At 70.3% G+C, this 16,521-nt stretch carries 1 protein-coding gene; it reads left to right on the forward strand.

The genetic code is table 11. From position 1 onward, the window contains the following. The first annotated feature begins 56 nt into the window (after positions 1-56). The gene (locus K8O92_24955; GenBank protein ID UAK31076.1) at positions 57-16,508 is read left to right on the forward strand and encodes an SDR family NAD(P)-dependent oxidoreductase; all 16,452 of its coding nucleotides are present in this window, start codon (positions 57-59) and stop codon (positions 16,506-16,508) included. Positions 16,509-16,521: the final 13 nt, after the last annotated feature.

Raw genomic sequence — 16,521 nt, forward strand, 5'->3', positions numbered from 1 at the left:
GAATTCCCATGGTTGAACCAGCGAGTGATATCGCCATTGTCGGAATGTCGTGCAGGATGCCAGGAGCTTCCGACCTCGAGCACTTCTGGCGATTGCTGCGCGAGGGCCGCGATGCCGTCGGATCGGCTCCCGCCGACCGCCCCGGAATCGATGAGACGGCGGGATTCCTCGATTCGGCAACAGAATTCGACGCCGACTTCTTCGGCGTGCCGCCGAACGAAGCGCATTCGCTCGATCCCCAACAGCTACTCGGCCTCGAACTGAGCTGGGAAGCGTTGGAAGACGCCGGATTCGGCGACCGCGCGGGGACGCGAGCAGGCGTGTTCTTGGGTTGCACCGGCACCGATTTCGCCGAAATTGTCGCGTCACGAGGAAAATCCAGCATCGGTCGGCATTCGCTGTGGGCGGTCGGTCGAGGAGTTGCCGCTAACCGAATCTCGAATTACTACGGGTTCACCGGACCGAGCTTGGTCGTCGACAGCGGGCAGTCCTCGTCCTTGGTCGCGGTGCACCTGGCCTGCGAGTCGATCCGCGCCGGTGATTGCGATGTGGCCGTGGCAGGCGGGTTGAATCTCATCCTGTCTCCGTTGAGTGGTGAACGGTACGAACAGTTCGGCGCGCATTCGGCGACGGGGAAATGCCACACCTTCGATGACCGGGCCGACGGCACCGTACGCGGCGAAGGCGGCGGCATGATCGTGCTCGAGCCGGTGGCGCGTGCGATCGCGGCGGGACACCGGATCTACGCCGTGATCCGCGGCAGCGCCGTCAACAACGGCAACGAGCGGCAGGTGTTGAGCGCACCCAGCGCCGCTACCCAGTCCGCCGTCATCCGGGCCGCTCTGACGGCGGCCCGGATCGACGGCTCATCGGTGCAGTACGTGGAGCTGCACGGCACCGGTACGCCCGCGGGCGACCCGGTGGAGGCGGCAGCTCTGGGCGAAACATACGGGGCGGGCCGTCCGGCGGGTGAGCCGCTCGCCGTGGGGTCGGTCAAAACCAATATCGGGCATCTGGAAGGCGCCGCGGGAATCGCGGGTTTGATCAAGACCGCACTGTGCCTGCGGCACGGACAGCTGGCGCCCAGCTTGAACTTCCGCAATCCCAATCCCCGGATCCCGCTGGAAGACCTGAGGCTCCGGGTGCAGACCAGCACGCAGCCATGGGCAGACGAGGTGCCTCGCCGGGCCGGTGTCTCGTCGTTCGGCATGGGCGGAACGAACGCGCACGTAATCCTCGAGCAGGCGCCTGCCACGGCTGCCGTCGAGGTGGCCGGCACCAGCGGCGAGCCACGGCCCGCAGTGTGGGTTCTGTCGGCTCGGAGCCGAGAAGCCTTGCGGGAGCAGGCTGTTCGTTTGCGCGATTGGCTGGCGGACGGCCCGCAAGCCGGTGTCGCCGAGGTGGCGTACTCGCTCGCCCATACCCGGACTCCGTTGGAGTGGCGGGCAGCGGTCGTGGGGTCCGGCGCCGATCGGATGAGCGCAGGGCTCGCCGCCCTGGCAGAACCGGTGCCGGCGACGGCCGTCGGCGATGCCACCGTGGTGTCCGGCCGGGCCGCCGCGCGCCGGGTGGTGTTCGTGTTCCCGGGCCAGGGCAGCCAATGGGTGGGAATGGGCGCGGAACTGCTGGTGTCGGACGAGGTCTTCGCGGCATCGATCGCGGACTGCGAGGCGGCGCTGGCGCCGTTCGTGGACTGGTCGTTGACCGAGGTGCTGCGGGGGACACCGGGCGCCGCCTCGTTGGATCGCGTGGATGTGGTGCAGCCGGTCCTGTTCGCGATGCTGGTATCGCTGGCACGGCGGTGGCAGGCCGCCGGGGTGCGACCGTCCGCCGTGGTGGGGCATTCCCAGGGCGAGATCGCCGCCGCGGTGGTGGCCGGTGGATTGTCGCTCGAGGACGGGGCGCGCGTGGTGGCCTTGCGGTCACGCGCGGTCGCGGAACTGCTGGCGGGATCGGGCGGTATGGCGTCGGTCGGCTTGCCTGGCGACGCGGTCGCGGACCGGCTGGCGGCCTTCGGTGGCCGGTTGTCGGTGGCGGCGGTGAATGCCCCCGGCCAGACCGTGGTGTCCGGGGCGGCCGACGCGATCGAGCAATTCCTCGCCGATTGCGCGGCCGAGGGGATCTGGGCGAAACGTATTCCGGTGGACTATGCGTCGCACTCGGCGGCGGTGGAACGGATTCGCGGCCGGGTGCTGGCCGATCTGGCTCCGATCCGGCCGAAAACCGGCGATATTCCGTTTCTCTCGACGGTGACGGCCGAGTTCGTGGACACGGCCGGGCTGGACGCGGCGTACTGGTACCGCGGGTTGCGCGAGCAGGTGCGCTTCGCCGAGGCGATCGAGGCGTTGCTGAGCGCGGAGATGACCGCGTTCGTGGAGACGAGTCCGCATCCGGTGGTCGCCTCGGCGATCGAACTGGTGGCTGCGGCACTGGGCGCGGCCGACCGGGTGGCGGTGGGCGGGACCCTGCGGCGTGGTCACGGTGGACCCGAGGAGTTCGCCGCGGCATGGGCCCGGGCCTACTGTGCGGGTATCGACGCGCTGGCGGCGGAGTTGGCCCCGCCCGCCGCGCGAGTGGACCTGCCGGTCTACGCGTTTCAGCGCCGCCGTTGCTGGACGCCGGAGGCCGGCTCCGGCGCGGGTGCGGCGGATATGCGCCGCGCCGGGCTGATCGCGCCCGCCCATCCGATTCTGGGCGCCGCCGTGGCGGTGGCGGAGCGCGACGAATGGCTGTTCACCGGGCTGCTGGCCCCCGACACACACCGCTGGCTGGCGGATCATGTCGTCTTCGGGGCGCCCGCGGTCCCCGCGGCGGTATGGCTCGAGGCCGCGTTGAGCGTGGGCGTCTGGGTGGGCGCCGCGGAGGTCGAGGAGCTGCGGGTCGAGACGCCGCTGCCCGCTAACCTGCCGTGGGCGATCCAGTTGCGCGTGGCGGCGGCCGGCGAGAGCGGGCGGCGGGCGTTCACCGTCCACGCACGCCCGGCCACCGAGGACGACCACGCCGCCGTGGAATGGTCGCGGTGCGCGCAAGGGATGCTTGCCGGAGACCGCGATGAGCTCCCCGTCCCGCCGGGCGTCGAGTGGCCCCCCATCGGAGCCGAGCCGTTGGCCGCCGAAGAACTATACGACCGGCTGGCTGGTCGTGGGCTCGGCTACGGCGTGGCGTTCCAGGGAGTCACGGCGTCGTGGCTGCGAGGCGGCGAAGTGTTCGCCGAGGTGTCGCTCGATGAGGCGGTGGGCGATCAGGGCCGGTTCGGTATCCATCCCGCGCTGCTCGACGCCATGGCGCACGCCGCGACGGATCTACTGGCCGACGACTCGCCCACCCGGACCGCGATGCCGTTGTCGTTCAGCGGCGTTCGGCTGTACCGCGACGGGGTCGCCGCCGCACGGGTGCGGATCGAGCGTCTCGGTGACGACACCATGCGCGTGACGGCAATCTCCCCGGACGGCGACCCGGTGCTCATGATCGGGTCGCTGCGGCTTCGCAGTGTCGATCGGATGGTGGACGAGCCGCAGTCGGCGGCGGCCGCGGCTGCGCCGGCCGTTGTTCCCGCCCGCCGCAGGCGTGCCGCGGTGGAGGGGCCGCTGGCGCCGCGGCTGTTCGCCGTCCCGGAGCCGGAGCGCGACGCGCTGGTGTTGAAAGTCGTCGCCGAGCAGGCCGCGGCGGTACTCGGTTACGAGTCGGCCGAGGCCGTTCCCGCCGATCTGCCGTTCACGGCGTTCGGGTTCGACTCGCTGAGCGGAGTCCAGTTGCGCGACCGGCTGGCCACTGCCACCGGGCTGGCACTGCCCGCGACGCTGATGTTCGACTACCCGACGCCCACCGCGGTGGCGCGGCTGGTGCGCGCCCGGCTCGAAGGGGTGGATCTCGCCGGGCCGCGCACCGTGCGCCGCGCTCGATCCGACGAGCCGATCGCCATCGTCGGGATCGGCTGCCGTTTCCCCGGCGGTGTCGGGTCGGCCGAGGACATGTGGCGTCTCGTCGCGTCCGGAAGCGACGTGATCACGCCGTTTCCCGAGGACCGGGGGTGGGATCTGGAGCGGCTGTTGCATCCCGATCCGGATGAGCCTGGCACGGTCTATATCCGGGAAGGCGGATTCCTGGCCGCCGCGGCGGATTTCGACGCCGGGTTCTTCGGGATCGGGCCGCGTGAGGCAGCGGCGATGGATCCGCAGCAACGGCTGATGCTGGAGGTCGCCTGGGAGGCGCTGGAGGACGCGGGCCTCGACCCTGCCGCGCTACGCGGTACGGACACCGGCGTGTACGTCGGCGCCTGCGCCTCGGGCTACGCGGAGGGCGTGACGGGGGAGTACGAAGGTTTCCGGCTGACGGGGACGTCGCACAGCGTGATCTCCGGCCGCGTGGCCTACGCCTTCGGTCTGGAAGGCCCGGCGGTCACGGTCGATACCGCCTGCTCCTCCTCGCTGGTAGCCATCCATCTGGCCTGTCAGGCACTCCGTCAGGGCGAGACTTCCCTGGCGCTGGCCGGTGGGGTCAGTATCTCGGCGAGTCCGGCGCTGTACGTCGACTTCGCGCGCCAGCGGGGCTTGGCCGCGGACGCGCGGTGCAAGCCGTTCTCCGCCGCGGCCGACGGCGTGACCTGGTCCGAGGGTGTCGGCGTGCTCGTCGTCGAACGCCTCGCAGACGCCCGTCGCCTCGGGCACCCGGTACTGGCGGTCGTGCGCGGTAGCGCGATCAACCAGGATGGTGCGAGCAACGGCCTGACCGCGCCGAACGGTCCGTCGCAGGAGCGGGTGATCGCGGCGGCGCTCGCGGACGCGGGGTTGACGCCGACGGATGTGGACGCGGTCGAGGCGCACGGCACCGGTACCGCCCTGGGTGATCCGATCGAAGCGCAGGCGCTCATCGCCGCATACAGCGCCGAACGGGCGGAACCGCTGCGCATCGGATCAGTGAAATCGAATATCGGTCACGCCGTCGCGGCTGCGGGTGTGGGTGGTGTGATCAAGATGGTGCAGGCGTTGCGGCACGAAACCCTGCCGAAGTCATTGCATCTCGCCGCGCCGAGCCCGCATGTGGACTGGTCGGCGGGGTCGGTGCGGCTGCTGAGCGAGCCCGAGCTCTGGCCGGCCGGCGACCGGGTGCGTCGTGCCGGGGTGTCGTCGTTCGGGATGAGCGGGACGAACGCGCACCTCATCCTGGAAGAGGCGCCGGCGGTTCCGGCCGAAAGACCCCGTCCCGCGGCCGAGCCGGGTGATCGTGATCGGGGTGTCCGGACGTGGACCGTATCCGCGCGCACCCCGGCAGCCCTGCGAGCGCAGGCCGTTCGGCTCACCGAATGGCTGACCGCGCGGGACGACGTGAACGTGGCGGACGTGGCGCACACACTGCTGCGCCACCGCGCGCAGCTGGAATATCGCGCCGCGGTCCTCGGGCGCGGACTCGATGATCTGCGGTCCGGGCTCGCGAGTCTGGCCGGACCCGCGACCGCCGAGAGCGATCTCGTGGTCACCGGCCGGGCCGCGCCGCGGCGGGTGGCGTTCGTGTTCCCGGGTCAGGGCAGCCAGTGGCCTGCGATGGGCGCCGAACTGCTCGCCGCGAACCAGGTTTTCGCCGGCTCGATCGCGGAATGCGAGGCGGCGCTGGCGCCGTTCGTGAACTGGTCGTTGACCTCGGTGCTGCGGGGGGAGCCGGGCGCGGCATCGTTGGACCGGGTGGATGTGGTGCAGCCCGCGCTTTTCGCGGTGCTGGTGTCGCTCGCGCGAGTGTGGCGGGCGAGCGGGGTGGAGCCCGCGGCGGTCGTGGGGCACTCGCAGGGTGAGATCGCGGCGGCCGTGGTCGCGGGCGGGCTTTCGCTCGCCGACGGTGCGCGTGTGGTCGCCGTCCGGTCCCGGATCGTGGCCGAGGAACTGGCGGGAGCCGGCGGCATGGTGTCGGTCGGTTCGGCGGCGGATGCGGTCACGGATCGGTTGACCCGGTTCGGGGACCGATTGTCCGTGGCGGCGGTGAACGGGCCGGGGCAAACCGTGGTGTCGGGGGAGACGGCGGCCGTGGAGGAATTCCTGGCGGCCTGCGCGACCGACGGCGTGTGGGCGAAACGGATCCCGGTGGACTACGCGTCGCATTCGGCCGCGGTGGAGTCCATCCGCGATCGGGTCCTGGCGGAACTGGCTCCGGTCGCGCCGGTACCCGGGTCGGTGCCGTTCTTCTCGACCGTGTCCGCGGACTACGTCGACACCGCGATGCTGGACGCCGCCTATTGGTATCGCGGCCTGCGCGAGCCCGTCCGGTTCGCCGAGGCGGTCGAAACGCTGCAACGCGCGGGTGTGAACGCCTTCATCGAGGTCAGCCCGCACCCGGTGCTGACGGTCGGGATCGAGCTGACGGCGGACGCCCTTGGCGGGTCCGGCCGTGTGGCCGTCCTCGGCACTTTGAAGCGCGAACACGGGGGGCCGGAACAGCTCTCGCTCGCGCTGGCGCGCGCCTATTGTGCCGGTATCGACGTGGCGGCGCCGGTATTGGCGCCCGTCGCGACCCGGGTGGATCTGCCGCGTTACGCCTTCGAGCACAAGCGGCACTGGCTGGTGCCTGGCGGTGCGCCGGATATCCGGCAGTCGGGCCTGGATGAGGTGGCGCATCCGTTGCTGGCGGCGATGGTGCGGTTGCCGGACACCGACGAGGCGGTGTTCACCGGCAGGCTGTCGCGGGCGGCATATCCGTGGCTGTCCGATCACGCTGTCGCGGGTGTGGCCTTGCTTCCCGGCGCCGCCTTCGTGGAACTCGTCCTGCATGTCGGCGCGGTGGTCGAATGCATGCGGTTGTCGGAACTGGTGCTCGAGGCACCCCTGGTGGTGCCGCCGTCGGGGACCGTCGAGCTACGGGTGGTGGCCGGCGCTCCGGACGAGTCACGCACCCGCAGGGTGCGGGTGTACTCACGAACGGAGGAGGCCGCACCTCGCGCCGAGCGCGGTCCGGCCGACCGGATCTCGGACGGGAACTCACCGCGGTGGGTCCGGCACGCCGCCGCCACGATCACCGCCGAAACGGACGCGGCTGTGGCCTCGGCCGTGGCTGTGCGCCCACCGGCCGGTATGGCCGCGGTCGATGTCGCCGATATCTACGCGGAATTGGCCGAGCGTGGCTACGAATACGGTCCCGTGTTCCAGGGGCTGACCGCCCTGTGGCGCGGAGACGGCGAAGTCTTCGCCGAAGTGACGCTGCCGGAACCGGGCCGGGCCGGGGTCGCCGAATTCGGGCTGCATCCGGCGCTGCTGGACGCGGCGCTGCATTCGGTTCTGCTCGGTGGGCTCGTATCCGACGCGCCGGAGGGGACAGTCGCGGTGCCGTTCTCCTGGGAGAACGTCAGGTTGTATGCGACGGGAGCGACCGCGCTGCGGGTCCACGCGGCTGTGAGCGGGTCCACGGGCGCAGGACCTCGGATCGCGATGACCCTCACCGATACATCGGGTATGCCGGTGGCCGAGGTGGGCACGTTGACCATGCGCCCGATCCCGCTCGACACACTCGGACGTTCCCGGCCGCAGAGCGAGGGACTCGGCTACCTGGTGGAGTGGGTCGCGTTGTCCGCGCCGGAAGATGAAGCCGCGGCGGACGCGGTCTGGGGTGAAGCCGAGGACGGCGAGACCGTGACGATCTCGGGACGGGTGGCGACGGTGATCCGGCTCGATGAGACCACCGACCGCGCTCTGCCGGGAGTGGCACGTGATGTGGTGACCGCGGTGACCACACGGGTGCAGCGGCTGCTGGATCGGGAGGACCCGATCGTCGTGGTCACCCGGCGGGCCGTAGCGGTGCATCCCGGCGAGCCGGTGGATCTGTCCGCGGGTGCGGCGTGGGGGTTGCTGCGCACCGCCCAGAGCGAGCACCCGGACCGGATCCTCCTCGTCGACGTCGACGATTGGGCCGGCTACCGGCACGGTGTCGGCCTCGCGATGACTACGAGCGCCGAGCCCCAGTTCGCCGTCCGTCGTGGTATCGCGCACGTCCCGCGCCTGCGACGGGCCGCCGACGACATCGGGAACGCGAGTGTGGCGATGCGGGCTCCGGCGTGGGCACTGACCCACCATGGCAGGGGCACCCTGACCGGCGACAACCTGACGCTGGTCGAGACGCCGGAGGCATTGCGGGCCCTAGCCCCCGGCGAGGTCCGGGTGGCCCTGCGGGCGGCCGGTCTCAATTTCCGCGATGCCCTGATCGCCCTGGGCATGTATCCGCAGCCCGACGCTGTGTTGGGTGTGGAGGGTGCTGGTGTGGTGGTGGAGGTGGGTGCGGGTGTGTCGGGGTTGGTGCCTGGTGATCGGGTTTTCGGGTTTGTGACGGGTGTGGGGTCGGTGGTGGTGGCCGATCACCGGTTGTTGGTGGTGATGCCGGTGGGGTGGTCGTTCGCGCAGGCGGCGGCGGTGCCGGCGGTGTTCGCGACGGCGTTCTACGGGTTGGTGGATGTGGCCGGGGCGCGGGCGGGGGAGACGGTGTTGGTGCATGCGGCCACGGGTGGGGTGGGGATGGCGGCGGTGCAGTTGGGTCGTTGGTTGGGGTTGCGGTTGCTGGTGACGGCGAGTCGGCCGAAGTGGGATGTGTTGCGGGGGTTGGGGTTCGGTGTGGAGGAGATCGGTGATTCCCGGTCGTTGGAGTTCGAGGGGCAGTTCCGTGGGGTGACCGGTGGTGCTGGTGTGGATGTGGTGCTGGATTCGCTGGCGGGGGAATTCGTGGATGCCTCGCTGCGGTTGCTGCGGCCGGGGGGACGGTTCGTGGAGATGGGGTTGCTGGATCGCCGCGACCCCCAGCAAGTAGCGGCTGTCCATCCAGGGGTGCGGTACCAGAGTTTCGTCCTGTTGGAGGTGGCGCCGGATCGACTGAGGGAGATCCTGACATCGGTCGTAGAGTTGTTCGAGGCCGGGATCTTGACGCAGTCCCCGCTTACCGCATGGGATTTGCGGCAGGCGCCGGAAGCGTTGCGGTTCATGAGTCAGGCGCGGCATATCGGGAAGAACGTGCTCACCGTGCCGACGCCGCTGTCGCCTGAGGGCACGGTGCTGATCACCGGTGGTACCGGAGGATTGGGTGCGTTGGCCGCTCGGCATCTGGTCACCGAGTACGGCGTGCGCAGACTGATATTGGCCAGCAGACGCGGCCCGGAGACGCCCGGTGTGGGGGAACTGCGTGACGAGCTCGCCGCACTCGGCGCGCACGTGGACGTGGTCGCCTGTGACGCCGCGGACAGGAACGCCCTCGAGACGACGCTCGCGGCGATCCCGTCCGAGCATCCACTGACCGGGGTCGTCCACGCTGCGGGGGTGCTGGCCGATGGCTTGTTCACCGCTCTGACGGCGGAGCGGATCGAGCAGGTGTTGCGGCCGAAGGTGGACGCGGCGTGGAACCTGCACGAGGCGACACGGCATCTGGATCTGTCGATGTTCGTGCTGTACTCCTCGATCGCGGGCGTGATCGGCAACGCGGGCCAGGCCAATTACGCCGCGGCCAATACGTTCCTCGACGCGCTGGCACACCACCGGCACGTGACCGGTCTGCCCGCGACCTCGATCGCGTGGGGGTTGTGGCAGCAGAGCACCGGCATGACCGGGGCACTCGGCCGAGCCGATATCGCCCGGTTGCGGCGGGAGGGCTTCCCGCCGCTGGGCGAGCGGGAGGGTATGGCACTGTTCGACTCCGCACTCGCGGGGGGCGCATCGGCGTTCGTGGCTGTCCGCGTCGACCGCGACGCGCTGGCGGAAACGGTACCCCGTGCCCTGATGCGCGGTTTGGTACGGCCGTCCCGCCGCCGGGTCGCCGGTGACGTGGCGCAGCGTCCGGAGCTGGCCGCGCGACTGGCGGGTCGTTCGGCTGCCGAGCAGGATCGCGTCGTCCTCGACCTCATCCGCGCCCAGGCCGCGGCGGTGCTGGGGCATACCGGCATCGAATCGATCCCGGCGGACAAACCGTTCCGAGATATCGGATTCGACTCACTCGGCGTCATGGAATTCCGCAACAGGCTGTCGGAAGCCACCGGGCTCCAGCTGCCGTCGACACTGGTCTTCGACCACCCGACCGCCACCGCGATGGCGAAGCTGGTGCGCTCCCTGGCGGTGCCGACCACCGCGGACGAATCCGCCGAGCGGGCTCCGCGCCCGGAGCGTGTGGTGGATGACCCGATCGCCATTGTAGGCATGAGCTGCCGCTTCCCCGGCGGAGTCACCTCACCGGAGAGTCTCTGGGAATTGCTGGCCTCCGGCACGGACGCGAGCACAGATTTTCCCACCGACCGTGGCTGGGATCTCGAGCGACTGTTCGATGCGGACCCGGACAAACCGGGTACCTCCTACACCCGGCGCGGCGGATTCCTGTCCGGCGCCGCGGATTTCGATGCCGGCTTCTTCGGCATCGGTCCCCGGGAGGCGTCCGCCATGGACCCCCAGCAGCGCCTGCTGCTGGAAGCGACCTGGGAGGCCCTGGAGAATGCCGGTATCGACCCGGTCGCGTTGCGTGGCAGCGATACCGGCGTCTTCGCCGGAGCGTGCTCATCCGGCTACAGCGAGCGGATCACCGGAGAACTGGAGGGCTACCGTCTCACCGGCACCACGCACAGTGTGGTCTCCGGCCGGGTGGCCTACGTTTTCGGCTTCGAAGGTCCGGCCGTCACCGTGGATACCGCGTGCTCGTCGTCGCTGGTCGCCCTGCACCAGGCCACCCGCGCGCTGCGCCAGGGAGAGACCTCGCTGGCACTGGCGAGCGGTGTGACGGTCGCGGCCAGTCCATACCTCTACGTCGATTTCGCCCGGCAGCGCGGCCTGGCGCCCGATGGACGCTGTAAGTCGTTCTCCGCCGACGCCGACGGCGTCGGTTTCGCCGAGGGCGTCGGGGTGCTCGTACTCGAACGGCTCTCCGACGCCCAGCGCCTCGGACACACCGTTCTGGCTCTCGTGCGCGGTAGCGCGATCAATCAGGACGGTGCGAGCAACGGCCTGACCGCGCCGAACGGTCCGTCACAGGAACGGGTGATCGCGGCGGCGCTGGCCGACGCGGGGTTGACGCCGACGGATGTGGACGCGGTCGAGGCGCACGGCACCGGTACGACATTGGGCGATCCGATCGAGGCCCGGGCACTGATCAATGCCTACGGGCGTGATCGTGCCGGTCGCCCGCTGTTCATCGGGTCGGTCAAATCCAATCTCGGCCACACCATCGCCGCCGCGGGTGTCGGTGGTGTGATCAAGATGGTGCAGGCGTTGCGGCACGAAACCCTGCCGAAGACACTGCACGCGGACGAGCCGAGCCCCCATGTGGACTGGTCGGCGGGCAACGTTCGGCTGCTGGCCGAAGCCCAGGCGTGGCCCGCCGGGGAGCGCGTCCGGCGGGCCGGCGTGTCGTCGTTCGGTGTCAGCGGCACCAACGCACATGCCATCCTCGAAGAGGCGCCCGCGGCTGCGCCGTCATCGGTCGTGCCCGCTCCCGGGCGCCGTATCGAGACGGTCGTGCCCTGGCTGGTGTCGGCCGATTCCGAGTCCGGCCTGCGGGCGCAGGCCGAGCGGCTACGGGAGTGGGCGATCCACCATCCCGCCGCCGGACCCTGGGACACAGCTCACGCGCTGATCACCTCCCGCGCACAGCTGCCGTGGCGTGGCGCTGTCGTCGGACGTGACCGAGACGAACTGCTGACCGGGCTGGCCGAATTGGCCGCCGGTAGCACGGGCGCGATCGCGGCGAAGTCGAATACGGCAGGCCGGACGGCGTTCCTGTTCACCGGTCAGGGCGCGCAACGTGCCGGGATGGGCGCCGGTCTGTACACGGCTTTCGGTGTGTTCGCCACGGCCTTCGACGAGATGTGCACCCATATCGATCCGCTGCTCGGCCGTTCGCTGCGAGAGCTGGTCTTCGACCCGGACGGTGCGCGGCTGTTGGATCGGACCGAGTTCACCCAGCCCGCCTTGTTCGCGTTCGAGGTAGCGCTGTTCCGGCTGCTGGAATCGTTCGGCGTCGTTCCGGACGCGCTCATCGGACATTCGATCGGCGAGCTGACCGCCGCGTATCTCGCCGGAGTGTGGTCGCTACCGGATGCGTGCGCGCTGGTGGTGGCGCGCGGACGGTTGATGGGCGCGCTACCCGGCGACGGCGCGATGCTGGCCGCGGCGATACCCGAGGAACAGGCGGTGAACCTGCTCGACGAATTCGGCGGTCGGGTGTCGATCGCCGCGGTGAACGGTCCGGGATCGGTGGTGTTGTCCGGTGCGGCCACCGTGATCGACGCGATCGCCGATCGTCTGGCCACGGCGAATGCGCAGACCTCGCGACTGCGGGTGAGCCATGCGTTCCATTCGGCATCGATGGAGCCGATGCTCGACGAGTTCCGCGGAGTGGCGCGAGGTTTGACCTACCATCGGCCGGCCGTCCCGATCGTGTCGAACGTGTCCGGCGCCTTGGTCGACGCCGAACTGACCGACCCCGACTACTGGGTCGCCCAGGTACGCGGGTGTGTCCGGTTCGCACCGGGGATCGCCACCCTGATCGAGGACGGCGTCCGGCGGTTCTTGGAGGTCGGCCCGGATGCCGTACTGGCCGCCATGGTTCGGCAGTGTCTCGCCGAAACGCCGGCCACGGAAGCGGAGTCGATCGTCGTCGCGGCCGCTCGACGCTCGACCGACGAGGCCGATCGGTTCGTGACCGCGCTGGCGCAAGCCGGCGCGGGAGGGGTGCCGGTGGACTGGACGCCGCTGTTCGCGGGCCGCGCGATCGAGCGGGTGCCGCTGCCGACCTACGCGTTCGAGCAGCGGCGGTACTGGTTGCCCCCGGCACGCGTGTCGGATGTATCGCGCTCGGGTCTGGACGACGCGGGCCATCCGCTGCTGGGCGCTCTGGTGCGGTTGCCGGATTCGCCGGATGTCGTGTTCACCGGTCGACTGTCCGGAGCGGAACATCCGTGGCTGGCCGATCACGCGGTCGGCGGAGCGGTCGTGTTCCCCGGCGCCGCCTTCGTCGAACTCGTCCTGCACGTGGGTGCGGCCGCGGCATGCCCCGCGGTGTCGGAGCTGGTGATCGAGGCGCCCCTGCCGATGCCATCGACGGGCGCGGTCGATCTGCGGGTGGTCGCCGGTGGGCTGGATGAATCCGGTGCTCGGGCAGTCGCGGTGTATTCGCGGTCGCTCGACGGTGCGGAGGCCGGGGCCGACTCCGCTCAATGGGTTCGTCACGTGAGTGCGACGGTGACCGCGCGGACGGGCGGCCGGTCGGCCGCCACGGTGGCAGCGAGTTGGCCCCCGGCCGACGCGACCGTGCGGGAACTCACCGGCGCCTACGCGGATCTGGCCGGACTGGGCTACGAGTACGGTCCGGCTTTCCGGGGACTGACCGCGCTGTGGCGCGGCGACGGTGAAGTCTTCGCCGAGGTCGTGCTGCCCGAATCCGCTCGAGCAGAGGTCGACGGGTACGGAGTGCATCCGGCGCTGCTGGACGCGGCGCTGCACTCCATCCTGCTGGGCGGGCTGACGTCCGAACCGGTGGCCGGTGCGGTGGCTGTGCCGTTCTCGTGGGAGAACGTCAGGTTGTATGCGACGGGAGCGACCACGGTGCGGGTCCATGCCGCCGTGTCCGGCTCGGCGGCGGAGGACACGCGGATCGCGGTGACGCTCACCGACACCTCGGGGCGGCCGGTGGCCGAGATCGGTGCGCTGATGCTACGTAGCCTCTCGGCCGAGGCCTTCGCGGTAGGGCACCGCGCCGTCGGCTACGGACTCGACTGGTTCGCCGTGCCTGCCGTCGAGCCGGGCGCCGCCGGCGACTGGGACGTTGCCGGTGACCTCGAGACCGTGTACGTCGCGGGGCGGGTCGCGACGGTGGTCCGCCTCCACGAGGTCGGCGACGGCGACATGCCCGCTACCGTGCGGACGGTGGTGACCGCGGTGACGGCGCGGGTGCGGGACCTACTGGACCGGGACAGCCGAGTTGTCGTGGTGACCAGGCGGGCGGTGGCGGTCCATGCCGGTGAGCCAGTGGATCCGGCCGCGGCCGCGGCGTGGGGGTTGCTGCGCACCGCCCAGAGCGAGCACCCGGACCGGGTCGTCCTCGTCGACGTCGATGAATGGAATCATCTGCGGCAGAGTGTCGTACTGGCGCTGACGCTGGACACCGAAGCTCAACTCGCCGTCCGCGGCGGCGTCCCCCACGCACCGCGACTCCACCGCGCCGGGCATGCGGGCGCCGCCCGCCTGCGCGACGCGGAGCTTCTGGGCACCGCCGCGTCCTCCGACCGCCGGGAATGGCGACTCGCGCCGATCGGGAAAGGCACGTTGAGCCCGGACAATTTCGGCCTGCGCGAACTTCCGGACGCCTGGACGCCGCTGGCTCCGGGGCAGGTGCGCGTGCGCGTGAAGGCAGTGGGCCTGAACTTCCGGGACGTACTCGTCGCGCTCGGCACCTACCCCGACCCGGGCGCTGTGTTGGGTGTGGAGGGTGCTGGTGTGGTGGTGGAGGTGGGTGCGGGTGTGTCGGGGTTGGTGCCTGGTGATCGGGTTTTCGGGTTTGTGACGGGTGTGGGGTCGGTGGTGGTGGCCGATCACCGGTTGTTGGTGGTGATGCCGGTGGGGTGGTCGTTCGCGCAGGCGGCGGCGGTGCCGGCGGTGTTCGCGACGGCGTTCTACGGGTTGGTGGATGTGGCCGGGGCGCGGGCGGGGGAGACGGTGTTGGTGCATGCGGCCACGGGTGGGGTGGGGATGGCGGCGGTGCAGTTGGGTCGTTGGTTGGGGTTGCGGTTGCTGGTGACGGCGAGTCGGCCGAAGTGGGATGTGTTGCGGGGGTTGGGGTTCGGTGTGGAGGAGATCGGTGATTCCCGGTCGTTGGAGTTCGAGGGGCAGTTCCGTGGGGTGACCGGTGGTGCTGGTGTGGATGTGGTGCTGGATTCGCTGGCGGGGGAATTCGTGGATGCCTCGCTGCGGTTGCTGCGGCCGGGTGGACGGTTCGTGGAGATGGGGTTGCTGGATCGCCGCGACCCCCAGCAAGTAGCCGCCGAACACCCGGGCGTCACCTACCGCGGTTTCATGCTCATGGATGTAGAGCCCGATCGGCTCCACGAGATTCTGACTCGTGTTGTCGATCTCTTCGAGGCGGGTGTGCTCACCGCGTCTCCACTCACCGCATGGGACATACGGGATGTGCCCGAGGCGTTGCGGTTCATGAGTCAGGCGCGGCATATCGGGAAGAACGTGCTCACCGTGCCGACGCCGCTGTCGCCTGAGGGCACGGTGCTGATCACCGGTGGTACCGGAGGACTCGGTGCGTTGGCCGCTCGGCATCTGGTCACCGAGTACGGCGTGCGCAGACTGATATTGGCCAGCAGACGCGGCCCGGATGCACCGGGGGCCGAGGAGTTGAGTGCTGAACTCGTCGCCTTGGGCGCGCACGTGGACGTGGTCGCCTGTGACGCGGCCGACCGAGCCTCGGTGGATGCGGTCCTGGCGGCGATCCCGCCGGAGTATCCGTTGACCGGTGTCATCCATCTGGCCGGGGTGCTGGCCGACGCACTTCTGGAGAACATGACGGCGGAGCGGATCGAGCAGGTGTTGCGGCCGAAGGTGGACGCGGCGTGGAACCTGCACGAGGCGACACGGCATCTGGATCTGTCGATGTTCGTGCTGTACTCCTCGATCGCGGGCGTGATCGGCAACGCGGGCCAGGCCAATTACGCCGCGGCCAATACGTTCCTCGACGCGCTGGCACACCACCGGCACGTGACCGGCTTACCCGCGATTTCCATGGCCTGGGGGCCGTGGGAGCAGAACACCGGCATGACGCGGGCGCTCGATGACGCCGACTTCGCTCGGTTGCGGCGGGAGGGCTTCCCGCCGCTGGGCGAGCGGGAGGGTATGGCGCTGTTCGACGCCGCGGTGGCCGACGGCAGGGCGGCGTTCGTCGCGGCCCGCATCGACCGATCCGCGCTCACGGACAGCGGCGATCACGACCCGCGTCCGATCATGCGCGACCTGCTGGGACCCACCCGGCGCCGAGCCGAGACCGCGCTGGGTGGATCGCCCCAACCGGTGCACCGCCTGGCGGGCCTGTCGACCACCGAGCAGGACCGTATCGTCCTCGATCTGATTCGCGGCGAGGCCGCGGCGGTTCTCGGCGGCGACGCCGAGACCATCGCCGCCGACAAACCGTTCAGCGATATCGGATTCGACTCCCTCGGTGTCATGGAATTCCGCAACCGGTTGAAATCGGCCGTCGGCGTTCAGGTTCCCGCGACAGCGATGTTCGACTACCCGACTCCGATGGATCTGGCCGGCTACCTCCGGCAGGAGATCGCTCCGGTGGAGGACCCCGCGAAACGGATCGCGGCCGACGTCGAAGCGCTGGCCCGCAGTTTCGCCTCCGCCGACCTATCCGCCGCCGACCGGTCGTCACTGGCGACCACATTGTCCGCCCTGCTGCGCGAACTCGAAGGCAGGGACGCCGGGGATGCCGATCCGGGTGGCGACGCCGACCACCTCGACACCGCCGACGATGACGAACTCTTCGAGTTCATCGACAACCTCAGCTGAACTTGCAGGATCA

Origin of the sequence: Nocardia asteroides, assembly GCA_019930625.1 — a bacterium.
In the GTDB taxonomy this organism is placed as follows: Bacteria; Actinomycetota; Actinomycetes; order Mycobacteriales; family Mycobacteriaceae; genus Nocardia; species Nocardia sputi.